Origin of the sequence: Streptacidiphilus sp. BW17, assembly GCF_041262485.1 — a bacterium.
In the GTDB taxonomy this organism is placed as follows: Bacteria; Actinomycetota; Actinomycetes; order Streptomycetales; family Streptomycetaceae; genus Streptacidiphilus.
This window is the reverse complement of record NZ_JBGCCR010000021.1, coordinates 99,462-121,432: the sequence shown is the minus strand read 5'-3', so window position 1 is coordinate 121,432 and position 21,971 is coordinate 99,462. Positions and strand designations below refer to the sequence as shown.

At 70.4% G+C, this 21,971-nt stretch carries 22 protein-coding genes and 3 tRNA genes; 16 read left to right on the top strand and 9 right to left on the bottom strand.

Annotation, left to right across the window (positions count from 1 at the left end):
• The first annotated feature begins 37 nt into the window (after window positions 1-37).
• The 5 genes from ABH940_RS24315 (at window position 38) to ABH940_RS24295 (ending at window position 3,737) form a co-directional block, all read left to right on the top strand.
• Window positions 38-1,129: an alpha/beta hydrolase gene (locus ABH940_RS24315; RefSeq protein WP_370072063.1), complete on the top strand. Its 1,092-nt coding sequence runs from the start codon at window positions 38-40 to the stop codon at window positions 1,127-1,129.
• Between the two features lie 137 nt (window positions 1,130-1,266).
• Window positions 1,267-1,518 carry a hypothetical protein gene (locus ABH940_RS24310; RefSeq protein WP_370072064.1) on the top strand — a complete coding sequence of 84 codons (252 nt, stop codon included), beginning with the start codon at window positions 1,267-1,269 and terminating at the stop codon, window positions 1,516-1,518.
• 1 nt (window position 1,519) lies between these two features.
• Window positions 1,520-2,089: a Clp protease N-terminal domain-containing protein gene (locus tag ABH940_RS24305; protein WP_370106167.1), complete on the top strand. Its 570-nt coding sequence runs from the start codon at window positions 1,520-1,522 to the stop codon at window positions 2,087-2,089.
• Between the two features lie 49 nt (window positions 2,090-2,138).
• Complete coding sequence (locus ABH940_RS24300) at window positions 2,139-3,113, top strand: ADP-ribosylglycohydrolase family protein (RefSeq protein WP_370072066.1); 975 nt, start codon at window positions 2,139-2,141, stop codon at window positions 3,111-3,113.
• Between the two features lie 156 nt (window positions 3,114-3,269).
• Complete coding sequence (locus ABH940_RS24295) at window positions 3,270-3,737, top strand: hypothetical protein (protein WP_370072067.1); 468 nt, start codon at window positions 3,270-3,272, stop codon at window positions 3,735-3,737.
• Here ABH940_RS24295 and ABH940_RS24290 read toward each other — a convergent pair.
• Window positions 3,712-4,257 carry a Uma2 family endonuclease gene (locus ABH940_RS24290; protein ID WP_370072068.1) on the bottom strand — a complete coding sequence of 182 codons (546 nt, stop codon included), beginning with the start codon at window positions 4,255-4,257 and terminating at the stop codon, window positions 3,712-3,714. The genes ABH940_RS24295 and ABH940_RS24290 overlap by 26 nt on opposite strands.
• Before the next feature lie 766 nt (window positions 4,258-5,023).
• Between ABH940_RS24290 and ABH940_RS24285 the strand changes: the two genes are divergently transcribed.
• From ABH940_RS24285 to ABH940_RS24275, 3 genes are read left to right on the top strand one after another with little or no spacing between them, the layout of a single operon-like run.
• The gene (locus ABH940_RS24285) at window positions 5,024-5,632 is read left to right on the top strand and encodes a type IV toxin-antitoxin system AbiEi family antitoxin domain-containing protein (protein ID WP_370072069.1); all 609 of its coding nucleotides are present in this window, start codon (window positions 5,024-5,026) and stop codon (window positions 5,630-5,632) included.
• Window positions 5,632-5,841: a hypothetical protein gene (locus ABH940_RS24280; RefSeq protein ID WP_370072070.1), complete on the top strand. Its 210-nt coding sequence runs from the start codon at window positions 5,632-5,634 to the stop codon at window positions 5,839-5,841. The genes ABH940_RS24285 and ABH940_RS24280 overlap by 1 nt, the downstream gene beginning before the upstream one ends.
• Window positions 5,793-6,539 carry a nucleotidyl transferase AbiEii/AbiGii toxin family protein gene (locus ABH940_RS24275; RefSeq protein WP_370106166.1) on the top strand — a complete coding sequence of 249 codons (747 nt, stop codon included), beginning with the start codon at window positions 5,793-5,795 and terminating at the stop codon, window positions 6,537-6,539. The genes ABH940_RS24280 and ABH940_RS24275 overlap by 49 nt, the downstream gene beginning before the upstream one ends.
• Window positions 6,540-6,646: 107 nt before the next feature.
• Here ABH940_RS24275 and ABH940_RS24270 read toward each other — a convergent pair.
• From ABH940_RS24270 to ABH940_RS24260, 3 genes are all read right to left on the bottom strand, one after another.
• Window positions 6,647-6,720, bottom strand: a tRNA-Phe gene (locus ABH940_RS24270).
• Between the two features lie 27 nt (window positions 6,721-6,747).
• Window positions 6,748-6,821: transfer RNA gene (locus ABH940_RS24265), tRNA-Asp, on the bottom strand.
• Between the two features lie 32 nt (window positions 6,822-6,853).
• A tRNA-Glu gene (locus tag ABH940_RS24260) sits at window positions 6,854-6,926 on the bottom strand.
• A 102-nt stretch (window positions 6,927-7,028) separates the two neighbouring features.
• On the opposite strand from ABH940_RS24260, the gene ABH940_RS24255 reads away from it, so the two are divergent.
• From ABH940_RS24255 to ABH940_RS24245, 3 genes are all read left to right on the top strand, one after another.
• Window positions 7,029-7,379 carry a metallopeptidase family protein gene (locus ABH940_RS24255; protein ID WP_370106165.1) on the top strand — a complete coding sequence of 117 codons (351 nt, stop codon included), beginning with the start codon at window positions 7,029-7,031 and terminating at the stop codon, window positions 7,377-7,379.
• A 124-nt stretch (window positions 7,380-7,503) separates the two neighbouring features.
• Window positions 7,504-7,998, top strand: coding sequence for a hypothetical protein (locus ABH940_RS24250; protein ID WP_370070434.1), 495 nt, complete (start codon window positions 7,504-7,506; stop codon window positions 7,996-7,998).
• Between the two features lie 198 nt (window positions 7,999-8,196).
• The gene (locus ABH940_RS24245; RefSeq protein ID WP_370106164.1) at window positions 8,197-10,428 is read left to right on the top strand and encodes a DEAD/DEAH box helicase; all 2,232 of its coding nucleotides are present in this window, start codon (window positions 8,197-8,199) and stop codon (window positions 10,426-10,428) included.
• A 135-nt stretch (window positions 10,429-10,563) separates the two neighbouring features.
• Here the strand turns inward: ABH940_RS24245 and ABH940_RS24240 are convergent, their stop codons facing one another.
• Window positions 10,564-12,231, bottom strand: coding sequence for a serine/threonine-protein kinase (locus tag ABH940_RS24240; RefSeq protein WP_370106163.1), 1,668 nt, complete (start codon window positions 12,229-12,231; stop codon window positions 10,564-10,566).
• A 201-nt stretch (window positions 12,232-12,432) separates the two neighbouring features.
• On the opposite strand from ABH940_RS24240, the gene ABH940_RS24235 reads away from it, so the two are divergent.
• The gene (locus ABH940_RS24235) at window positions 12,433-13,227 is read left to right on the top strand and encodes an FHA domain-containing protein (protein WP_370106162.1); all 795 of its coding nucleotides are present in this window, start codon (window positions 12,433-12,435) and stop codon (window positions 13,225-13,227) included.
• Window positions 13,228-13,298: 71 nt separating this feature from the next.
• On the opposite strand, the gene ABH940_RS24230 is transcribed toward ABH940_RS24235, so the two are convergent.
• The 3 genes from ABH940_RS24230 to ABH940_RS24220 form a co-directional block, all read right to left on the bottom strand.
• Window positions 13,299-13,541 (bottom strand): hypothetical protein, encoded by a 243-nt coding sequence (locus ABH940_RS24230; protein WP_370070442.1) that lies wholly within the window; start codon window positions 13,539-13,541, stop codon window positions 13,299-13,301.
• 32 nt (window positions 13,542-13,573) lie between these two features.
• Window positions 13,574-16,009, bottom strand: coding sequence for a hypothetical protein (locus ABH940_RS24225; RefSeq protein WP_370106161.1), 2,436 nt, complete (start codon window positions 16,007-16,009; stop codon window positions 13,574-13,576).
• Window positions 16,010-16,087: 78 nt separating this feature from the next.
• Window positions 16,088-16,819 (bottom strand): Crp/Fnr family transcriptional regulator, encoded by a 732-nt coding sequence (locus tag ABH940_RS24220; RefSeq protein WP_370070446.1) that lies wholly within the window; start codon window positions 16,817-16,819, stop codon window positions 16,088-16,090.
• Window positions 16,820-16,993: 174 nt separating this feature from the next.
• Here ABH940_RS24220 and ABH940_RS24215 point away from each other — a divergent pair, with 174 nt between their 5' ends.
• From ABH940_RS24215 to ABH940_RS24200, 4 genes are all read left to right on the top strand, one after another.
• Window positions 16,994-17,827: a hypothetical protein gene (locus tag ABH940_RS24215; protein ID WP_370070448.1), complete on the top strand. Its 834-nt coding sequence runs from the start codon at window positions 16,994-16,996 to the stop codon at window positions 17,825-17,827.
• Window positions 17,824-18,249, top strand: coding sequence for a hypothetical protein (locus tag ABH940_RS24210; RefSeq protein ID WP_370070450.1), 426 nt, complete (start codon window positions 17,824-17,826; stop codon window positions 18,247-18,249). Before ABH940_RS24215 ends, ABH940_RS24210 begins: the two co-directional genes overlap by 4 nt.
• A 423-nt stretch (window positions 18,250-18,672) precedes the next feature.
• The gene (locus tag ABH940_RS24205; protein ID WP_370070452.1) at window positions 18,673-19,383 is read left to right on the top strand and encodes a DNA polymerase beta superfamily protein; all 711 of its coding nucleotides are present in this window, start codon (window positions 18,673-18,675) and stop codon (window positions 19,381-19,383) included.
• Window positions 19,384-19,774: 391 nt separating this feature from the next.
• Window positions 19,775-20,380 carry a DNA-binding response regulator gene (locus tag ABH940_RS24200; RefSeq protein ID WP_370070454.1) on the top strand — a complete coding sequence of 202 codons (606 nt, stop codon included), beginning with the start codon at window positions 19,775-19,777 and terminating at the stop codon, window positions 20,378-20,380.
• A gap of 131 nt (window positions 20,381-20,511) precedes the next feature.
• Here the strand turns inward: ABH940_RS24200 and ABH940_RS24195 are convergent, their stop codons facing one another.
• On the bottom strand, window positions 20,512-21,774 hold the full coding sequence (locus ABH940_RS24195) for a sensor histidine kinase (RefSeq protein ID WP_370106160.1): 1,263 nt from the start codon (window positions 21,772-21,774) through the stop codon (window positions 20,512-20,514).
• Between the last annotated feature and the right edge of the window lie 197 nt (window positions 21,775-21,971).

The following is a 21,971-nucleotide window of genomic DNA, read 5'->3' as shown; positions in this document are numbered from 1 at the left end:
AAGTGCACGCCGCCGTACGTTCTCGCAGGGGTCGATCATGAGCCTGACCGGCACGCCGTTCTTCGTCGCCACCGTCGCACTGATGGTCGTGGCGATGGTGCTGTTGGCCTTCGTCTGGAACCGAATACCCGGGCCGCGCCCGGTCCGGTACGCCGGGCGGCTGGGCGCCACCATGTTCAGCCAGATCGCGGCCGTGGTCGTCGTGTTGGTCTACGTCAACAACTCGATGGGCCCGTTCTACGACAGTTGGCAGGACCTCTTCGGTGACGACGGGGACCAGGCGGCCACCGCGACGAACGTCTCCGGGGGCCCGACCGGCTCTGCGTCCGCCGGCACCGCGTTGAAGCTGCGCTTCACGACCTACCTGCCGGGCGTGCAGACGACCGACGCCCACGGCCCGGCCTCGGGCATCACCGGCAGCCTCTACGTCTGGCTGCCGCCGCAGTACAACGACCCCGCGTACGCCCACACCGACTTCCCCGTCGTCGAGTTGCTGCCGGGGACGCCCGGGACGCCGCAGGCGTGGTTCGGGTCGATGAAGGTTCAGGACGCCATCGCGCCGCTGATGGCGGAGGGCAAGGTCAAGCCGATGATCCTGGTCGCGGCCAAGCTGAACGTCCTTCCCGGTGGCGTGGACCCCGGCTGTGCGGACATCCCGGGCGGGCCGCGCACGGCGACCTGGCTGGACCAGGACGTGCCGCAGCTGATCGCGGCCAACTTCCGTACCGAGCACGGCGCGCAGCACTGGGCGCTGATGGGTTACTCGGCGGGCGGCTACTGCTCCGTCAACCTGACGGTCCAACACCCCGGCACTTTCCACTCGGCGGTCAGCCTCTCCGGCTACAACGCGCCCGAGGCGCCGCTGGTCCTCAAGGACCCGGCCCTGACCCGGGCCAACAACCCGTACTCGGTGCTCCTGCACGACAAGCACCAGCCGGACATCGCGCTGCTGATGGCGGGCAGCACCCAGGACCCCGGCACGGTCCCGGCCGCCAGGGCGCTCCTCTCGGTCCTGCACACGACCGGCCCGAACCAGTTGCTCACGGTGACCCACGGCGGCCACACCACCGACGTCTGGCGGGCCATGCTGCCGGACGCGCTGGTCTGGCTCTCGGCCCGGGTGGGCTGAGCGCCGGAAGCCCGGCTCCGTAGCAACGTCCAGCGGCACTGGGGCACTTCGGTGCTCCGGCGCTTCTGCATCTCTTCGTACTCCGCGTGTCAGGAATCCTTGACGTGCGACTGTGATGTCAGGCTACCCTGACAGCCATGGAAGCTTCGGAGGAACGCCGTCCGGCCGCCGACCTGGTCGGTCAAGTCACAGGCAAGGATCCGGCCCAGGGGCTGGCCGCGGTCGTCGCGCTGCGGCGGCTGCTGGAGGAACTGGAGCGCCTGCACGTCGACAACGCCCGCGACAGCGGCTGGACGTGGCAGGCCATCGCAACGGCGCTGCAGGTGAGTCGGCAGTCCGTGCACGAGAAGCACGCAGGCAGGCGCAAGGCCACGGGCAAGGAGAACTGACGTGTTCGAGTACTTCACCGACCGTGCGAAGCGGGCGATCGTCGTGTCCCAGGACGAGGCGATCGCGTGCGGCCACGACTTCATCGGCACCGGGCACATGCTGCTCGGACTGATCGCCGTACAGGACGCCGACGCCGGTGCGGTCCTGGCCGACCAGGGCGTCCGGCTGGACCCTGCCAGGGAGGCGATGGTCCGGCTGCTGGCCGAGGCGGGCGTCCCCACCAACGGCCGCCAGGACGCGCGCGACGCGCTGGCGTCGATCGGGATCGACGTCACGGAGATTCAGCGCCGCGCCGACGACAACTTCGGTGCGGGCGCGTTCCAGTTCCCGCGCCCGGCCTACACCCCGCATGCGAAGATGGCCCTGGAGCAGACGCTGCGCGAGGCCAAGGCGCTCGGCCATGAACGCTTCGGCACCGAGCACATGCTGCTCGGCCTGCTCGCCGTCGGCTCCAGCGAGTCGGAGGTGGACGCATGCGACGTGCTCACCGCGCTTGACCTCGGCGTCGACGTCGACATCGACAAGCTGCGGTCGGCGGTGCTGGCGCGGATCGGCGCGCACGAGGCGTAGCGCGGCTGTGCGAAGGGGAAGTGCCCTGCCGCGAGGGCGACATGACAGCATGACGGACATGATCCCGTCCGGTTCAGTCGCCCCGACCGCAGCTGTGCTCGTCCCTGCAACCGCGCCCTCGTCCGCAGCTGTCGCGCGGGACTCGCTGCAGGGGCTCGCCTTCGGTGACGCCTTCGGCGTGTACTGGTACGGGCGTTTCCAGGCGGGTGACCACAATGCGCGGGCGCAGTTCGAGAGGCGCACCGTCCCCGTCGAGTCGCCCTGGCGGTGGACCGACGACACCGCGATGGCCCTCGCCCTGCTGCGCGTGCTCTACCTGCGCGGAGCCGTGGACCAGCGGCAGTTGGCGGAGTCCTTCGCCGCCTTCTTCCTGGCCGACCCCAACCGCGGCTACGGCTACGGGATGCAGAGTCTGCTGCCGCTCCTCGCCCAGTCCCCGGACACCTGGCGGGCGGCGGCGCGGAGCATCTTCGGCGAGGGCAGTCTGGGCAGCGGCGGGGCGATGCGCGTCGCGCCGCTCGGCGCCTGGTTCCACGCGGACGTAGAGCGGGCCGCGGAGCAGGCGGCCCGCTCGGCGGAGGTCACCCACGCGCATCCGGAGGGCGTCGCCGGAGCGGTCGCGGTCGCCGTGGCGGCGGCTCTGGCAGTGCGCGGCAGGGGGATGACGCCGCCTCAACCCGGTGCCCTGCTGGCGCAGATCGCCGAGATGACCCCGGCGGGTGCGGTCCGGGACGGTCTGCTCCGAGCTGCGGGCCTGCCCTTGGGAACACCCGTCGGGCAGGCCTTGTCGTGGCTGTGCAAGGGCGAGCGGGGCCGGGCGAGCGAGACCGTCCCGTTCGCGCTCTGGTCCGCCGCGTGCCATCTCGACAACCTCACCGAGGCGTTGTGGATGACGGCTGTCGGCGGTGGTGACGTGGACACCAACTGCGCCATCACCGGCAGCGTGGTCGCGGCCCGCACCGGCGTCGCGGCGCTGCCCCCCGAGTGGCACCAGCGGCGCGAACCGTTGCCGGGGTGGGTCTGAGCTGCTCGCTTGGTCCTGACTCCCGGTCGGGGGTGTACCTGGCACTACCCCCAACTGGGCTGTGGGGACTACCGACTTCGCGTGGCGAACCGAGCAGGCTGATCACTGTGCCCGACAGGCGTCGGGCCGGTGGTCGGACAGCCTTGAGGGGGAGCCATGAGCACGGTGACATCGCTGTCGGAGTTCGGCGTCCGAGCGCCGCGGGGCGCGGGCGGGCGGACGTTGTCCGTGCCGATGGTGCTGCTGGGGATGAGCATCGCGCTGATCCCGTGGGTGGTCCTGCTCGGCGCGCAGGGGGAGTGGTCCTGGGTCGGGCTCGACGCCCTGGAGGTGGCAGGCCTGGCCTCCACCGGCGCGCTGCTCCGGCGCGGCGACAACCGCTACGCGCTGACGGCGAGCGCGACCTTCGTCCTCCTTGTGACGGACGCGTGGTTCGACATCACCACCTCCCACGGCCCGGGCCTCGCCCTGGCGTGGGTGCTGGCCCTGCTGCTCGAGCTGCCGATCGCCGCGTTCTGCGCCCGGCTGGCGCTGCGCGGCGTAGGGACCGGCGTCGGCCGGCGGCGCCGTGCAGGCGGCGGTGCCGGTCAGTACGGCATCAGTACGGCAGTAGTCCGGTGGTGAGGAGGTCGAACGCGAATGGTTCGGGGATGTGCAGCGTCTCGCCGAACTCGATGTCCTCGCGGCGGTGGTACTTCGTTCCGTCGGGCCGGCTGAAGAGGGTGACGGTCTTCTGCCTGGCGTCGATCACGAGATAGAGCGGGATCCCCATGACCGGGTAGTCCCGTACCTTCCCGATCCAGTCGTTTTCCGGGTTGGAGGGAGAGACGAGTTCCACCGCGATCGTGGCGACCTCGGCGGGGACCTGGTTGTCAGTCGTCTCCAGGGCCTCGCCCGGAAGGTATGTCAGATCCGGATTGCGGCTCTTGCCGACGTTCGGTGAGACGAGGTCGGTGTTCTCACTGGGCAGCAGTTCGGACGGTGCGTGCGCATCGAACTCGCGCCGCACCGTGAGCAGATTCCGTTGGTGGATGCCCGAGGGGATGACCATCATGACGATGGTGTCGCCGGACAGTTCGGCCTTGAACCCGTCAGGCAGACTCCTGCGGGCCTCTTCGAGGAGCGCGAAGTGCTCCGGGTTCATCGTGGTGCCTCCTGAGATGCGCCGGGCGGCACTTCAGGGTAGTCCGCGGCAGATCAGGTGTCGCCGGAACGGGGCCCTGGCTGTCCGAGCGGCAAGGGCCGGTCGCCCTTGCTGCGCTGTCCGGCTGCCAGCCGTGCAGGCACCTTGGTCGCGCAGGTCCCCTGTCGCGCAGCGCGCCGCCTCGGTGCACGCTGGCTTTGGGGCGGAGGAGGTACGCGATGGCGGTGCACATGGCACTCACGGGCAATGCTGGAGCGGTACGAGCCGTAGTAGCCGCAGTGGGCGACAGATTCACGACCACGGAACGGCAGGTACCCCGAGCTCCAGGAATGCTGCATACGAGGATCTACGAGGTGGACGCGGCCTCAGCGGCCACCGGCCGGCCTGGGAGTGCCCTGGCCCCGGCGGGATCCGGCAGCGTGCACGTCACCCTGACCGGCGACGTTGACGACACCCGCCGACTCACGGGATGGATCACCGGCACCTTCCGCTCGGAGGGTGAGGCCGTGGGCACCGACAGCCGGCTGAGCTTTGACGTACACGCGGATGAAGCTCCCTCAGCTGGGCAAGCGGACCGCAGCCAGTAAGCCTGTCGCGCAGGCTACGCAGGTTCGAAGCCCGCACCCGCCACGTGGAAGAGCGGCGAACTGTCTGGTTCGACCGTGCCGGGGCGGGCGTGGCCTCGTGTCGATGGTGTCTCGCGAATCTCGGGTATGGGTGTACCGAATCCTCCCCACTGGTCGATGCCTTGGGTAGGATTCAATGCATGGTCGACTCTCTCAGACTCGAAATGCGGCTGAGCGCTCTGCCGCCGACCTTCACCACCACGGAGGCTCACGGGGTAGGACTGGCATCGAGGGATCTGGCGACGCTACTGGCCTCTGGCGAGCTTGATGAGCTGTCCCGAGGCGTCTATCGCCTCGCGTCCGCACCGGAGAGCGCCCATCTGGATCTGTTGGCCGTCGCCCGACGTGCACCTTTGGCGGTGGTGTGCGGCGAGTCCGCTCTGGCGTTGCACGAGCTGATCGACGACATCCCGTCGGCCGTCCACGTCGCGGTGCCCAGGGGCTCGCACCGACCGCAGATCGCGTACCCGCCGACGGTGGTTTCGCAGTACGCGGCGGAGACCTTCAGGGTAGGTGTGGAACCGTTCGAAGTGGCTCCGGGTGAGGCGGTGTCGGTCTACAGCGCTGAGAGATCGGTCGTGGACGCGATGCGCTTCCGGCACCGAATCGGTGAATCCCTGGCCCTCTCCGCGCTCGGTCGCTTTCTGCGAAACGGTGGCCCGGCCCGCGTGGCCGAACTCAACCGGATCGCCGGTGAACTGGGCGCGCTGACCGTCATCCGTCCCTCCGTCGAAGCGGTGCTTGCCTGATGCCGAACCCCACAGGCGACACCACCGCGGGCCGGGTCTACAACGACCTGCGTAACCTCGCCCGTCGCAACCGTCGATCGACCGACGAGGTGATGGTCGACTATCTCCTGGAGCGCTTCCTGTTCCGCATGGCCGCCTCCCCCTGGGCCGAGCGCACTTCGTGCTCAAGGGAGGCCTGCTGCTCGCCCAGTTCGGCGCCCGCCGCATGACGCGCGATATCGACATCCTCGGGCTGCGGTTCCCGGGGGAGCGGGACGAGATCGTCCGGCGCATCACGGCCATCGCATCGCTGGAGATCGACGACGGAGTGGTCTTCGAAGGCCAGAGCATCAAGACCGTTCCGATTCGCGAGGACGACGAGTACCACGGGCTGCGCCTGGCGATGGCGGCCACCATCGCCCGAGCGCGACTCAAGCTGCAACTGGACGTCAGCTTCGGGGATCCGATCACACCCGGCCCCGAGCCGATTGCGTATCAGCAACAGCTGTCGAACGAGACGTTCCAGCTGCTCGGCTATCCGATCGTCACCGTGATCGCAGAAAAGCTCACCACTGCGCTCTCCCTGGGCGCATTCAACACCCGGGACCGTGACTACGCGGACCTCTACCGCCTCTTCACCCTTCATGAGTTCGACTCCAAGGGAGTGGCCTCCGCGCTCGATGCCACGGCTGCGCACAGGGGCATCCGGTTGCAGAGGTTGAGTCCTCTTCTCCTGCCGGACTACTCCGAGAGGCGGCAGTCCTCGTACGCAGCCTGGCGTCGGCGGCAAGGCCCTGTCGCGACCGTGTATCCCGAGCGATTCGGCACCGTTGTCGAGGTGGTCACGGCCTTCGCGGACCCGCTTCTCGACGGCTCCGGATCCGTGCCCGGCCGGACGTGGTCTCCGGAGACGCGCGCCTGGGGCTGAAGAGAGTGGCCGTACGGCGAGGCGTTGTCGTACCCGTGGGCGTAACGGGCAACAAAAAAGCCCCTGCTCGATGATCGAGCCGGGGCGTTTCTGCTGGTCAGACAAGGTGGCCAGGGCCGGGGTCGAACCGGCGACCTTCCGCTTTTCAGGCGGACGCTCGTACCAACTGAGCTACCTGGCCAGGTTCCCTCTTGCGAGGGAGCCTGAGCGACTCCGACGGGACTTGAACCCGCGACCTCCACCTTGACAGGGTGGCGAGCTAACCAACTGCTCCACGGAGCCATGCGCACAACGTACATGCACGGGCAATGCCGTGCCCCCAACGGGATTCGAACCCGTGCTACCGCCTTGAAAGGGCGGCGTCCTGGGCCACTAGACGATGAGGGCGTTTGGACCCTCCCGGCTTCCTTGCGGCCGTCGGGGACGTTCAGAAGCATATGGGATGCGAGCGGGAACGCCAAAATCGATTACGAGGTCAGGGGCCGAGTCGTGCTGGAGATGGGACGGGAGCGGTTCGAGGAGCTGGTCGGGGAGGCGCTCGACCGGATTCCCGTGGAGCTCACCCGTTTGATGGACAACGTGGTGATCTTCGTCGAGGACGACCCCGTGCCGGGGCGGCCCGAGCTGCTCGGGCTGTACGAGGGCACGCCGCTGACCGAGCGCGGCGAGTGGTACGCCGGGGTGCTGCCGGACCGGATCACCGTCTACCGGAATCCGACGCTGCGGACGTGCCGGAGCGAGGACGAGGTGGTGCGCGAAGTCGGGGTGACGGTCGTGCATGAGATCGGTCATCACTTCGGGATCGACGAGGAGCGCCTGCACGAGCTCGGGTACGGGTGAGCGGTGGGGTGGGAATCGCGCGGGCGGGTTGACGCGTGCGTGTCCTTTGGCCGGGGGGCGCGTTGGAGTGGGAAGGGATTGTCGGGGGCAAGGACGCGCAGTAGAGGAAGCGGGGCCGGACGCGGTGGGAAAGGTCGAAGTCGGGGCGCGCCGGGCGCTCGCGTTCGTGGTGGTGGCCGGGGCCGTGGTCGGTGCGGTGCCGACGCTGGCCGGGTGCATGGAGGTGGGTCCGGCGGCGACGCCCACGGGCGCCGGCGTGCCGACGGCCGCGCCGGCGGGTGCGGGCGGCTCGCAGGACGGCGTGACCACGCGGACGACGGAGCAGCCGCGCCACCGCGGCGGCGACCGTCCCAGCGCGGCGCCGGGCATGAGCGCCCCTGCCGGCGCCCCCACACCGGGCGCACGCCCCAGCGGCACTCCCTCGCCCCAGGTCGGCGGTCAGCCGGTCGGGGTCACCCCGCTGCCGAGCACCAGTGCCGTCCGGCCGACGGTGACGCCGCCCTCGCAGCCCACCCCCAGCCCCTCCCGGGTGCAGCCGTCCACTCCGGCTCCGTCCACCCCGCCGCCCTCGCCGTCGCCGAGCTCCGCCAGCCCCTCTGCCAGCGCGTCCGGGAGCTGAGGAGCGTGTGATCCGGGTCTCCACCACGTCGTTTGCTCCGCCCGTGGCGGCTGGGCTATCTTGGTAGATCGTTGTTCAATTTGCCCGGCGCTGGAAGAAAAGGCGCCCTTGGCGCGTTCCGGCACTCCGTGGCTGACCGCATAGAGGCGGTTTGGAAACCTGCGGATTTGGCGCGTGCCAATATCCGGAAGGTTTTGCATGTCCATCGTTGACGATGCCCGCTTCGCCATGCCCGAAAACACCGAGGCCGCGGAGCACGAGGCCCTCACCGAGATCCCGGCGGACGCCGCCGACATCACCAACTCCACTGTCAACACCACTGATTCCGCCGAGAACGCCGACGAGGCTGTCGAGCCCGCCGAGAAGACGCTCACCTTCGGCGACCTGGGTCTGCCGGACGAGATCGTCCGCACCCTGGCCAAGCGTGGCGTGACCACCCCGTTCCCGATCCAGGCCGCGACCATCCCGGACGCGCTGGCCGGTAAGGACGTCCTCGGCCGTGGCCGTACCGGCTCCGGCAAGACGCTGAGCTTCGGCCTGCCGCTGCTGACCCGCCTGGAGCAGGGCCGCACCCGCGCCAAGCGCCCGCGCGGCCTGATCCTGGTGCCGACCCGCGAGCTGGCCATGCAGGTCTCCGACGCGCTCGAGCCGTACGGCTCGGTCCTCGGCCTGAACCTCAAGGTCGTCTGCGGCGGTACCTCCATGCCGAAGCAGATCTGGGCCCTGGAGCGCGGCGTCGACGTCCTCGTCGCCACCCCCGGCCGCCTGCGCGACCTGATCGACCGCAACGCCTGCTCGCTCGAAGAGACCGAGATCGTCGTCCTCGACGAGGCCGACCAGATGGCCGACATGGGCTTCCTGCCCGAGGTCACCGAGCTCCTCGACAAGGTCCCGGCCGGCGGCCAGCGGATGCTGTTCTCCGCGACGCTGGAGAACGAGATCGGGACGCTGGTCAAGCGCTACCTGGTCGACCCGGTCACCCACGAGGTCGACCCGTCCGCCGGTGCGGTCACCACCATGACCCACCACGTCCTGGTCGTGAAGCCCAAGGACAAGGCGCCGGTCACCAACGCGATCGCCGCCCGCAAGGGCCGCACGATCATCTTCGTCCGCACCCAGATGGGCTGCGACCGTGTCGCCGACCAGCTGCGTGACGCGGGCGTGAAGGCGGACGCGCTGCACGGCGGCATGACCCAGGGCGCGCGTACCCGCACCCTCGCCGACTTCAAGGACGGTTACGTCCACGTCCTCGTCGCCACCGACGTCGCCGCGCGCGGCATCCACGTCGACGGCATCGACCTGGTGCTCAACGTGGACCCGGCCGGTGACCACAAGGACTACCTGCACCGCTCCGGCCGCACCGCGCGTGCCGGTCGCTCCGGCACGGTCGTCACGCTGATCCTGCCGCACCAGCGCCGCAGCACCTTCCGTCTGCTGGAGGACGCCGGTGTCGAGGCGACCCGCCACATCGTCGGCGGCTCCTTCGACGCGGACCTGGTCCGCATCACCGGTGCCCGTTCGCTGACGGAGGTTCAGGCCGAGTCGGCCGCGACCCAGGCCAAGCAGGCCGAGCGCGATGTCGCCTCCCTGACCAAGGAGTTGGAGCGGGCCACCCGCCACGCCACCAACCTCCGCGACGAGGCCGAGCGTCTCGCCTCCCGTGCCGCCTCCGAGCGTGCCGAGCTGGGCCTTACGGACGAGCCGGTCGCCGATGGGGCGGAGGGCGCGGAAGCGGCCGAGGGCACCCCGGTTGCGGTTGCCGAGGCTGCTGACGCTCCGGTCGCCGTCGAGGCCCGCGCGCCGCGTGCGGACCGAGGCTTCTCGAGCCGTGAGGAGCGCAGCCGTGACGACCGTGGCGGCTTCCAGCGTCGGGACGACCGTGGCGGCGACCGCGGTGACCGTGGTGGTTTCCAGCGTCGGGACGATCGTGGTGGTGACCGTGGTGGTTTCCAGCGTCGGGACGATCGTGGTGGTGACCGCGGTGGTTTCCAGCGTCGGGACGACCGTGAGGGCTTCCGCCGTGACGACCGTCGGGACGACCGCGGTGACCGTGGTGGTGACCGCGGTGGCTTCCAGCGTCGTGACGACCGCGGTGGTTTCCAGCGTCGGGACGACCGTGAGGGCTTCCGCCGTGACGACCGTCGCGACGACCGGGGTGACCGTGGTGGTGACCGCGGTGGCTTCCAGCGTCGCGAGGACCGTCCGTCCTTCGGCGCGGGCCGTTCCTTCGGCGGCGACCGCGACCGTCGTCCGTCCTTCGGCGCCGCCCGTCGCGACGACCACCGTCCGGCGTCCGGCAACTTCCGTCGCGACGACCGCCGTGACGACCGTGGTGGCTTCCAGCGCCGCGAGGACCGTGGCCCCTCCGGCTACCGCGCCGGCGGCTCTGCCGGTGGCTCCGCCGAGCGCAAGCCGCGCTGGAAGAACTGACCTCACTGAGGCTCGCCGACAGGCGGGCTCACCGACAGGCCGTCCCCGTTTCGGGGGCGGCCTGTCCGCGTTCCACTCAGACCTGTTGGACCTGTTGGACCTGTCGGCAGCGGCGCTCGCCGCCGTTGCGTGATTTCACTGCATGACCGGGGTGTGGCCGTTCATGCCGAAGCGCGGGGAGCACTTCTCGTCGGACTGGTCGCCCGCCTTCCAGACGCAGATCCACATCGCGTGGCCGGCGTCCGGGATGAAGTTCGTCTTCGCGGCGCCGAAGGAGGCGTAGAAGCCGTATGCCATGCCGCCGGTGCGGTAGAGCTCGGCGTCGCAGGTCTCGCCCATGGAGGTGTTCACCACGCCTGCGAGCCCGCCGGAGCCGTTGTCGTCCAACCAGGCGGAGCAGGCCGCGTCGTTGGCATACCAGTCGGTGTCCGCTTCGGAACCCCTGACCTGCGTCGTGTCGTCGCCGCCGCTGATGCCGCTGATCGACGACGCGGTGGGGCTGGGGCCGGGCGCCGCGGGTGGGGTGCTCGTGACCGGGCCGGGGGCCGGGCTCGTGCCGGGCACGCCCGGTGGGGTGGCCTGGCCGCCGGTGGCACTGCCTGTGCTGCCGCCTGTGCCGCCCGTGCCGCCCTGGGCGGTCGGGAGTCCCGCCGACGCGGAGGCGGACCCGGCGGGGGACGAGGCGTTGCGGCTCGGGCTCGCGGAGGACGACTGCGACGTCCGGCCCACGGGCTGGACGGTGTCCGTCGCGCCGCCGGACGACCGCGGACTGCCGTTGTCCGCGGGCGCGGACGGGGAGAACACGACGGCCGCGACGACGCCCAGGGCGACCAGTCCGGCGGTCGGCAGCAGGAGCAGGCGCGTGCGCCGCCGGTGCGCTGCCGTGGGGGCGTTCGGCACGGTGTCCGGTTCGGGATCCGGATCCGGCGGCGGGACGGTGTCCATCTTGCTGACCGGTGTGGCGGCGAAGTCACGTCGCGCGGCGACGCGTGCCATGACCTCCGAGGGCCAGGTCGGTGCCGGAACCGGCAGCTGCGTGCGTGCGGTGCCGGCCAACTCGCGGGCGGTGGGGCGGTCTTTGGGGGCGGTGGCGAGGCAGGACGCGACGAGGTCGGCGAGGTCGGCGTCCACGGCGCGCAGCGGTTCGACGTCGGGGACGACGCCGGGCGTGCGACCCGAGGCCGCGTAGAGCAGAAGCGCCCCGAGCCCGTACACGTCCGCGGGCGCGCCCACGTTCTCGTCCCCGGACTGCTGTTCCGGTGCCGAGAAGCCCTGAGTACCGTAGCTGCCACCGGTCTTGGTGAGCCTCGCCTGGTCCGCGGCGCGGGCGATGCCGAAGTCGATCAGCTTCACGCCGTCGCGTACCAGCATCACGTTGCCGGGCTTCACGTCGCGGTGCGTGATCCCGGCTTCGTGCACGGCGGTCAGTTGGGCCGCCGCCTCGGCCAGCAGCAGCCAGAGTGCCTCGGCGGGCAGCGGGCCGCGCAGCCGGACGGCTTCGTCCACGGTGAGTCCGGCCACGTACTCGGTGGCGAACCATGGGCGCTCCGCGGTGCCGTCGCTCGCCAGCACCCGCGGCCCGACTCCGACCGGTACGCGGTAGAGGAGCCCGACCTCGCGTTCGAAGCGCTCGCTGGAGACCAGTCGCGCCCGGACGCGCTTGACGGCGGCGTAGCCCCGGTCCGACACCCCGAGGTAGACCTCGCCCATGCCGCCGGTGCCGAGCACGCCGATGACGGCGAAGCTGCCGATCTCCTGCGGATCGTCCGCGCCGAGCGGCTCGGCGATCGTGCTGTCCATCATCAGCAGGTCCCCCGGCTGCTTGCACTGACGCCGGGCAGGCTATCAGCAAGTTGACTGCCGGCATGGCGGGTTGACGGCGAAGGCGCGGGCCTGTGCGCCGGACCTCGCACATCTGTGAGACCGGTGCTTCGCATACTGTGTGAGGACCGGTCCCCACGGTGCCTTCGTACACTGGCGCGAGCCGAGCCGGAGGTATATGACATGGCGTCAGGAAGCTTCCCACCCCAGATCCTGCCACCGGGCAGTCCCGCCGACCGAGTGCCGGCGGCGCCGCCGGGGACGATCTTCGTACTGGGTCCGGAGGGCGGGTACGCCGTGCCGCCGCGCCGGTACACGCTGCTGTTCGGGCGCGATCGTGAGGACGTGCACGTGCCGGTGGGCGTCGACGACCCGACGGTCAGCCGTCGGCACGGCGTCTTCACCTGCACGGGTGCGGACGGCGACTGGTGGCTGGTCAACACCGGAAACCTCCCTATCGAACTGCCCGACGGCGTGCTGATGCTCACCGGGCACAAGCGGATCCTCGAGGCCGGGTACACCCCGCTGGTGATCAACTCGTCCAAGCAGCGCTCCCATCTGGTGGAGGTCCGTCTGGTGGACGAGGACGACCGGCACCCCCGCTCCACGAGCAGCGCGGAGACCGTGGACCCCGAGACGGTCTACGAACTCTCCCCGCATGAGCGGCTGGTGCTCACCGCACTCGCCCGGCGTTACCTGGAGGGCCACGACGCCTTCCCGCTCCCGCTGCCGTGGGAGGACACCGCGCGTCTGGTCAACGCCTCGCCCTACGTGACCAAGTCCTGGACGTACAAGACCGTCGCGAACGCGGTCGAGGACGTGCGCGAACGACTGCACCGCCGGGGCGTACGGGGCCTCCTGCGCGACGAGGTCGGCGAGCCGGTCGGCTCGACGCTCAGCGTCAACCTGATCAGGGAGCTGCTGAAGACGGCGACGCTGAGTGCGCAGGACCTGGAGCTGTTGAACGAGCAGGACTGACTGGGTGGCCAGCACGGACAGCAAGGTGCGTGCCCCGGGCGATGGACGTCGCCCGGGGCACGCGGGGTTTCTCAGTCTTTCCCCTCAGGCTCCGGCTCGGGCTCGGCGGCAGCTGTGTGGTGGACGGTCATGTCGCCGTTGTAGACCGAGAAGACGGCCGCCTGGTCCTCCGCGGAGTTCTGTTGACGCGGGTGCGGCGGCTGCGACGGCTCGGGGTGCTGCTTCGTGGTCGTCACGCGGTTGTTGTCGCCGACGATCGCGGTGCCGGAGACGTCTCCGATGCGGACGTTCCCGTGGGTGGGATCTGCGGACATGGTTGGCCCTTCCTGGGTGGTCCCGGCTACGGTCAGCCGCCGCAGTCGGTCTGCAGGCTCTGTGCGGCGGAGTTCAACGAGGAGACCTGGCTCGACCCGTCGAACGCGTTGTTCTGCGGATCGTTCTCGTAGGCCTGATACATCTGCACCAGCTGCTGATCGGGCGTCAGGATGTCGTCGAGGTCCGTCTGCACGGAGCTGGACTGAGCCTGCCCCTGGGCCTCCTGCACCGTGGAGGCCATCGTCTGCAGGTCGTTGATCTCGCTCTGCACGTCGGAGAGCAACGTGCTGTCGTCGGGAGGAGTGGACGTCTGACCCGCGTTGTAGGAAGCCATGGCGCTGTTGTAGGCATCGAGCGCGCTGGTCGCGGTGGTGTAGTCGAAGTTGTACTGGTTGACCTCTGACGACCAGGTGGAGGCGATGGCCGTGCACGCGGGATCGACTGAGGGCGAGGTGTCGTCGGTCGGGGTCGTCGTGTCGGTGGGGTTCGTGGTGTCCGTGGGGACCGTCGAGACGACCGGGGCCGAGACCGGCTGGTTGTCCGCGTAGACCGTGACACCCACGCCTACCACGGCGGCGAGGCCGAGCGTGCACGCGAAGGCGAGCCCGGCGATTCCGCCCTTGCCCGCCACGCCGGCGACGACCACGGGCTTGCCCACGACGGTGGTCCCGAGGTGCGACGACGCGGTGGCGTGCGTGGAGGCCTGAGTGCCCGTCATGTGCGAGCCGCCGGCCTGCGACTGCGAGGCGGTCTTGGAGGCGACGTTGGAGCTGACGTTGGAGACGCCCGGCCCCGGGGACGTCGGCACGGACGGTGTCACCTGGACCGGTGGCGTCACGTGGACGGGCGGTGCCACGTGCGCGGGCGGCGGTGTAGCGGGCGGAGCGGCGGGCGGCGTGGTGGCCGGGGTGACCGGCGGGTGCACCGTGGGCACGGTGGGCGCCGGGCTGGGCGGCGTGGGCAGCAGGTGGACCGGCGGCGGGGTGAGGGCCGTCGCCGCGTTGGAGAGGTTCTGGGCCGCTGCTGTCTTCGCGTGCAGGGCGGCTAGTTCCTTCCACAGCACTTCCGCTTCGACCACCAGGGCCGTGGTCAGCGCGACGCGGGTGATCGACTTGCGGCGGGTGCGTGCCTCGCGCAGGAAGAACTCCTCGCCCTGCTTGTCGCCGACGTGCTTGGCCACGGCCCACCCGGCGCCGAGCAGGCTGCCCCAGGCGTCGAACTGCCGGGAGAGGGCCAGCTTGGGCGAGGCGGCGCGGGCCAGCGACACGCCGAGGTCGGCCTGGCCGAGTCGCTCCGCGCGTAGCACCGCGATGTCCAGGGCCTGGAAGTGCGCGGCGACGTCGTCCGGGGTGGTGGCCTGGTCGTCGACCCATGCGGTGAGCGTCCGGCAGAGCTGGTCGGCGGGGAACTCCGACTTCCGAGTGGCCAGCACGCACTCAGCGACGTCCGGTGGGCAGCTGTAGCCGGTCTCCGAGGTGAGCAGCAGGCCGTGGCGGACGAGTCCGGCGGCGAGCGTGTCGGCGTCCGTCCGACCGAGCAGGTCGTTCAGGTGGCGTGCGGCCAGCTCGGCTCCTTCGATCGAGCCGAGCAGGTGCAGCAGGTCGCGCTCCTCCAGCCGGAGTTGCTTCACCAGTGCGGGGAGCAGCTGGGGCAGCGCGGTGATGCTCGGCAGCCCGTTGCCGATCGCGGCCGACATCGCAATGCGTCGCAATTCCAGCGGATTGCCGCGGACCGCGTCGCACAGCGCCTTGACGATCCGCGTCTCGTCTCGTCCCAACTCGCGGTCCAGCAGCGTGTTCACCAGCTCCGCGGCGGCCGAGTCCGTCAGCCCGTCCAGCTGGACCGGGTGCACGTCACTGAGCACGGTCGGCTGCTGTGAGGTGAAGACGAATGTGGACTGCTCGGCCATGTCGAACAGACGACGTAGGTCCTTCTCGTCGAGTCCTGCGTCGTCCAGGTAGATCCGCAGCTTGAGCGTCTGGAGGTGCTCCTTCAGCACCTCCAGCGACGGCTTGTAGTTGAGCGTGTCGAAGCCGATGTCGAAGCTGACGTCGAAGATCGCCTGCGCGAGGTCGTCCGCCGTACGGCCGCCGGCCTCGATGTAGGCGACGCCCTCGGGCCCGCGCGGCAGCGTGCGCGACAGGTGGCGCAGCAGCGCGCTCTTGCCGACCCCGGAGACGCCCCAGAGCTGCACCAGCTGACGGGTCTCGACGGCAGCCTGCATGATCCGGACGTCGTGCTCGCGGCCGATCAGCGGATCGGCGACGGAGCGCGGGAGTTGGGCGATGGGGTGGCGCTTGGCCGGGGCCGGCCGCGGTCCCGGGTGGACGATGATCTTCGAGCCGCGGCGGGCGGTGATCTCCAGGGTGTTCACGGTGTTGTCGTGGCCGACGATCATCGTGCCGCTCACGTCACCGGCCTGCACGTGGGTCTCTTGGATCGCTTCGTTGTCAGGGTTCTCTGGCATCTGCTTCCCCCGTTTCTTCCACGCCCGGGTCCGGCGCTCGGTCATGCTGACAGCAGGACCGGCGGGCAAACCCGATGCTTATACGTGTTTGGAGAGATTCGCTTCCAGCGGGACCGCCTCGGCCGCGATGCGGGAGAGGAGGTCCAGGTCGAGGATGGTGATCCTGCGGTAGCCGGTCTCGACTGCGCCCGACTCCCGCAGTGCTCGCAGGGCCTTGTGGACCGAGGACTCCGCCGCGCCGACCAGGGTGGCCATCTCCGGCTGTGACAGCGGGAGATGGGCCTGGGTGCGACCGGGGCGTCCATAGATGACGGCCAGGTGGTGCAAGATCCTGGCCAGCCGTCCGAGCACGTCGCAGCCGGTGAAGTCGACGATGCGCCCCGTCGCTGTGCGGAGCTTGGCGACGACGCTGGCGTTGAGCGCAAGTGCTATGGCGGGGTGCTGTTTCGTGCACTCCGCCAGCTCGGAGCGCAGGATGTAGCGGGCCAGCACCTTGCCGCAGGCGGTCACGGTGCCGACGCGCGGCTGACCGTCGATCCCGGCGAGTTCGCCGACCAGGTCCCCGGCCATCCGTACGGCCAGCAGCGCCTCGCGGCCGTCGTGGGCGTGCGCGGTGACCTTCACCGTGCCGCCGACCAGGAGCAGCGCGTAGTCCGAGGTGTCGTTTTCGCGAATGGTGATCTGACCGGCCGGGTAGACCACGCCGTGGCCGAGCCCCAGCAGGATCGCGCGGTCGCGCTCGTCGACCCGCCCGAGCAGTCCCGCCGGCGGCCAGTACGTCGCGGCCCCGCGAACCCGTGCGTTGCTCATCGGCCACACCTCTCGTCCTCGTCCGGCCGAAGCCGAACAAGCCGTATTTGTAGCCGTTCTACCCGAGGACCCCTCCCCTACGATCTCGTCAATCATCTTGTCGGCAGCGGAAATCCGGTGCCGAAGGCAATCGATCTTCGACTTGCCGGCCCTCGTCGTCGTCGCGGAGGGAACGTGAATCCGAGGTACGAGTACCGAGCGCTGCTGGCGTGCGACATCGCGGGTTCCGCGGGGCGTGGCGAGCAGCGGCTGCAGGAGGTCCGCAGCGTGCTGCGTTCCGCGCTGGCCAGCGCCATGGGCATCGCGGATCTGGACGAGCGGGACTTCGCCTACGTCGACACCGGTGACGGCTGCCAGCTGGTGGCCCCGGCCGGACTGCCCAAGGCGAGACTGCTGGTCCCGCTGCTGCCGGAGCTGAACTCGCGGATCCGCGAGCACAATCGGCATGCAGCAGCGGAGTCCCGGGTGCGGGTGCGGGTCGCCGCGCACGCGGGGGAGATCCGGGTGGATCGGGAGGACACCCGGGGGATCCACGACGCCGTCTCCGGCGCTCCGTTCGAGGCGCTGGCGCGGCTGCTCGACTCGGCCCCGCTGCGGCAGGCGGCCCTGGCCGGTACCAGCGGCACCCCGGTGGCCGCGATCCTGTCGCACCACTTCCACGAGGAGACGGTCGGGCACGGCCACGAGGGGCTCGAATCCGACGCCTTCAGCGTGGCCACGGTCCAGGTGAAGGAGTACACCGCCAAGGCCTGGCTCTGGTATCCGGGCAGCCCCGTCGGGCCGCGGGTCGATGCCGACCTGGACGGCAGCGGCGACGCGGGCCGGGACGGTGGAGGCGACCCTGGTGGGGTCGCAGACCCCGGCTCCGGGGACGCCGAGCGGCCTGCGCTGCCCGAGCAGCGGGCCGCGGAGCAGTCCGTCCATGCCTCAGGACACAGCCGGGCCTATGTCGTGCACAGCGGCGTCCAGCACATCCACAACAACGAGCGGGTGGAATCGAGCCGATGAACGAGGAACTCGCCGAGCTCGCCGCCGGCGGAGCCACCGCGCTGGTCGCGGCGATGGGCACGGACCTCTGGGGTGAGGCGAAGACCCTGATGAGTGGCGTCATCGCGCACGCCCGCCGCAGTCACCGCAGGGAGCTGACCGTAGCGCTGGACCAGGCGTCGACCGCCACGAGGGGAGCGGTCGACGCCACGGTCCTGGACTACTGGACCGAGGTTCTCGCCCAGTTGCTCGACCGGAATCCGGCGCTCGCCCGGGAGGTCACGGCCCTGGCCTCGCTGCGCGGCCAGGAGAGGCCGGGCTTGGCGATCCAGGTCAATTCCGCCACCCACTCCGGGGAGGTGTTTGCCGTGCAGTACGGGAGCCAGCACTTCGCGTCCGGACCGAGATCCCGCGACGCCGAGGACCCCGGGGAACCTGAGTAGTCCGAGGAGCCCTGGCCACCCGGGTAACGACCGTGATCGGAACAGCAGGCGGCCCGCAGGCTTGCTCCCATCCCCGACCTAGGAACGGGGACGTGGGCACCGGAGGACGATCCGGTGGGCCTGCGGGCCGGGTGACTGCTGTGAATTGCGCTTGCGCGCTGTGGAAGTGCCCGCTGCACCAGCCGCTGCGGGCGGGGCGGCGCTAGCGCGCAGCCACCTCACGCGTCCTGAATGTACTCACTACAGGATCACCTCCCTTCGGTGTGCTGCCACGGTAGGCAGGTCGCCTTGGCGATCGCAACGGCTTTTCGGTCGATAATCCGGTGGGCCCGGCCCCGGGCGGCGCGGCAGACTCGCCGCAGACGGAGCAGGGCTGATCAGGGAGGCTGATCAGGCGGGCTCACCAGGCGGGGGGAACGGGGCATGGGCGCGGGACAGGGGCGGGTGCTGCTGGAGGGCGTGGTCGGGTCCACCGCGTACGGGCTGGCGCACGCCGGGTCGGACGTGGACCGGCTGGGCGTCTACGCGGTGCCGACGGAGCGGCTGTTCGGCCTGCACCGGCCCGGGGAGTCCGTGGTGACGACCGCGCCGGACCGGACGCTGCACGAGGCGGCCAAGTGGTGCCGGTTGGCGCTGAGCGCGAACCCGACCGCGTCGGAGCTGGTCTGGCTGCCGGAGGACGGCTACCTGACGCGGACGGCGCTGGGGGAGGAGCTGATCGGCATCCGTCGGTCGTTCCTGAGCGCGCGGGCGGTGCGCAACGCGTATCTCGGCTATGCCACGCAGCAGTTCCGCAAGCTGGTCGCCAGGGAGAGCCGGGAGGGGAGCGGCGCGGTCCCGCCCGCGCGGTTGGCCAAGCATGCCCGGCACCTGCTGCGGCTGCTGGAACAGGGCGTCCACCTGCACCGCAGCGGCGACCTGCGGCTGCGCGTCGACGATCCGGAGCGGCTGCGGGCCGAGGGGGAGCGGATCGCGGCCCGGCCGGGCGAGGCGGAGGCGCGGCTGGCGGCGGCGGAGCAGGCGTTCGCCGCGTCCGGCGTGCTGCCCGCGGCGCCGGACGAGCGCCCGGCGGAGGCCTGGCTTCTCCGGGTGCGCCGCGCGGTGCTCGACGAGCAGGAGTGCACAGCGGGCTGAGGCGCCGGGCCGAGACAACCGGCCGAGACAACCGGCCGAGACAACCGGCCGAGACAACCGGCCGAGACAACCGGCCGACGTAGCGGTCCGACGCGGCGGGCAAGGCGGCAGAGGAAGCATTGGCCGTGGGCCAGTCCCGCTTTCGGAGAACCCTTCGCGGGCGTCTCACCGGTGGTTGGCGGGTGCTTCGTGGACGGATTCAAAGGAAATGCAGAGAAACGTCACAGGTGGAATCCCGCGGGCGAAGCGGAAGCCCAAGTCGGTTGCCGCGAAGGAATGTTCGCCGCTGTTCGGACCTCGGTCAGACGCACGAACTCACCGTATGCTGACATGGCATCAACGGGGGGAATTCCTCCCGCGCATGCGCGTTGACGGAAGGCGGTGGTGGAGCGTGATCAGCATCCTGATCGCTGAGGACATGCTCATGCTTCGGAAGGCCCTGGTTTCACTCCTGAGCCTGGAAGACGACCTGGAGATCGTCGGCGAGACCGCGCGGGGAGACGAGATCCTGCCGCTGGCGCTGAGACTCAGACCCGACGTCGCGGTCCTCGACATCGAACTGCCCGGCATGGACGGCATCACCGCGAGCGAGTGCCTGCACAAGCAGCTCCCCAGCTGCCGGACGATGATCCTCACCAGCCTCGGGCGTCCGGGGAACCTGCGTCGGGCGCTGGCCGCGCACGCGGTCGGCTTCATGCTCAAGGACGCCGAGCCGGACGTGCTGGCGAACGCCATCCGCTCGGTCGCCGCGGGCGGCCACGCCATCGACCCCAAGCTGGCGCTGGCGGCCCTGGAGGCCGAGACCAGCCCGCTGACGCCGCGCGACATCGAGGTGCTGCGGCTGACCGCCGAGGGGGAGGACGTCGGGCAGATCGCGGCCCGGCTCTTCCTGGCCTCCGGTACGGTCCGGAACTACCTGACCAACATCGTGACCAAGCTCAACGCGCGCAACCGCCTGGACGCGGTGCGGATCGCGAAGGAGTCCGGCTGGCTCTGAGCCGATCGGCGCTGGGCGGCCGGTTCTGGGCCAGCCGGTTCTGAGCAGGTCGGTTCTGAGCAGGTCGGCGCGGCGGTCGGAGCTGCAGAGCGGCCTGTCGGCCGCCCGCCGGGTTCAGCACACTGCCGGGTTCAGCACACTGCCAGGTCGGCCGAGGCGGGCGTCGACTCGGCCTCCGACTCCGCGGCAGGCGCGGCGGGCTCCGAGGGGAGTTCGACGACGGCCCGGAGCAGGTAACCGTCGTCGGCCGTGCCCGCGCTGAGGGAGCCGCCGAGCTCACTCAGGCGCTGTGTCAGGTTGACGATCCCGCTGCCGCCGGGCCCACCCGAGCCGCTGTCCGAGACGTGGCCGTCCTCGTGCTTGTGCCCGTGGCCGTGATGTCCCCGGCCGCCGCGTTCGACGGACGGCGGGATGCCGGGCAGGGCTGCCGCGCCGTCGTTCCACAGGGTCAGCGTGACCATCGGCGGGGCCAGGCGGAGGGCGATCCGGCAATGGCCCGCCTTGCTGTGGCGCAGCATGTTGGTGACGCCCTCGCGCAGCACCGCGACCAGCGTGGCGTCGACCTCGGTCGGCAGCTGCAGGCCGTCCGGGATGTCGACCTCGGCGTCGATGCCGACCGAGGTCAGCATCGACTGCACCGCCAGGGCCTCCGGAAGGACGGTCTTGGAGCGGTAGTTGCTGGCCAGCGTGCGCACGTCGGAGAGGGCCTGACGGGAGATCTGCAGGATCTCCTCCAGCTCGTGCTGGGCCCGGTCGGGCTGGCTGGTGACGATCCGGTGCGCGAACTCGCACTTCAGGGTGACCGTGGAGATGCTGTAGCCGAGCAGGTCGTGCAGGTCGCGGGCGAAGCGCAGCCGCTCCTGCATCACCGCGACGCGGGCCAACTCGATGCGGGCCAGGTGCAGTTCCGAGACGAGGTCGGACATCCGGCTCAGACCGGTGACGATGGCCGCGGTCAGCGCGACGGCGACGATGTTGTAGAGCATGTCGCCGACCGGGTAGCCGACCAGCAACTGCACCGGAGCGGCGGCGGCGACGACCAGTCCGAAGACCGTCCAGCCGGCCGCCGCGGGCAGCACCAGCAGCGCCGAGGAGGCGAGGAACCCGGGCATGCCGAGCCAGGCGTCCCCGTAGAAGAAGAACGGCACGTAGGTGAGCACCGCCTGCAGCGCCAGGCTCTCGCGTCGGTACGGCGCCAGGCGCGGGGCGATCGCCGGGAAGGAGTGGAGCGTCTGCAGGGCCAGCAGCACGCTGAGGATGATGACGAATCCCAGCAGCCCGATGGCCGAAAGGCGGTTGCTCACCGCGTAGCTGAGCGCGATCAGGAAGAATCCGACGATCACGACGCCGGTGATCACCTGCGCCGTTCGTGGGGCGAAGTTCGCCAAGCCCATGGCCGGTTTACCGGATCCGGATCCCGAACCGGTTCCAGAACCCGAACCCGATCCGGACGTAACGGAACCGGTCTTGTGGAACTCCCCCACGACTACCCCCCACCAACTCAGGCCAGCGGTGTGCGCGACGAGGTCATCCTAGGAGAAACAACGTCGGAAGTGTGTTGCCGAAGTATGTGCTTTCGGCCCTTTCCGTT

Excerpts from the sequence above, each read along its gene's own strand:
- ABH940_RS24315 (WP_370072063.1), top strand. The coding sequence starts at position 38 with ATGAGCCTGACCGGCACGCCGTTCTTCGTCGCCACCGTCGCACTGATG.
- ABH940_RS24310 (WP_370072064.1), top strand. The coding sequence starts at position 1,267 with ATGGAAGCTTCGGAGGAACGCCGTCCGGCCGCCGACCTGGTCGGTCAA.
- ABH940_RS24300 (WP_370072066.1), top strand. The coding sequence starts at position 2,139 with ATGACGGACATGATCCCGTCCGGTTCAGTCGCCCCGACCGCAGCTGTG.
- ABH940_RS24295 (WP_370072067.1), top strand. The coding sequence starts at position 3,270 with ATGAGCACGGTGACATCGCTGTCGGAGTTCGGCGTCCGAGCGCCGCGG.
- ABH940_RS24290 (WP_370072068.1), bottom strand. The coding sequence starts at position 4,257 with ATGAACCCGGAGCACTTCGCGCTCCTCGAAGAGGCCCGCAGGAGTCTG.
- ABH940_RS24285 (WP_370072069.1), top strand. The coding sequence starts at position 5,024 with ATGGTCGACTCTCTCAGACTCGAAATGCGGCTGAGCGCTCTGCCGCCG.
- ABH940_RS24280 (WP_370072070.1), top strand. The coding sequence starts at position 5,632 with ATGCCGAACCCCACAGGCGACACCACCGCGGGCCGGGTCTACAACGAC.
- ABH940_RS24245 (WP_370106164.1), top strand. The coding sequence starts at position 8,197 with ATGTCCATCGTTGACGATGCCCGCTTCGCCATGCCCGAAAACACCGAG.
- ABH940_RS24240 (WP_370106163.1), bottom strand. The coding sequence starts at position 12,231 with ATGATGGACAGCACGATCGCCGAGCCGCTCGGCGCGGACGATCCGCAG.
- ABH940_RS24235 (WP_370106162.1), top strand. The coding sequence starts at position 12,433 with ATGGCGTCAGGAAGCTTCCCACCCCAGATCCTGCCACCGGGCAGTCCC.
- ABH940_RS24230 (WP_370070442.1), bottom strand. The coding sequence starts at position 13,541 with ATGTCCGCAGATCCCACCCACGGGAACGTCCGCATCGGAGACGTCTCC.
- ABH940_RS24225 (WP_370106161.1), bottom strand. The coding sequence starts at position 16,009 with ATGCCAGAGAACCCTGACAACGAAGCGATCCAAGAGACCCACGTGCAG.
- ABH940_RS24220 (WP_370070446.1), bottom strand. The coding sequence starts at position 16,819 with ATGAGCAACGCACGGGTTCGCGGGGCCGCGACGTACTGGCCGCCGGCG.
- ABH940_RS24210 (WP_370070450.1), top strand. The coding sequence starts at position 17,824 with ATGAACGAGGAACTCGCCGAGCTCGCCGCCGGCGGAGCCACCGCGCTG.
- ABH940_RS24205 (WP_370070452.1), top strand. The coding sequence starts at position 18,673 with ATGGGCGCGGGACAGGGGCGGGTGCTGCTGGAGGGCGTGGTCGGGTCC.
- ABH940_RS24195 (WP_370106160.1), bottom strand. The coding sequence starts at position 21,774 with ATGGGCTTGGCGAACTTCGCCCCACGAACGGCGCAGGTGATCACCGGC.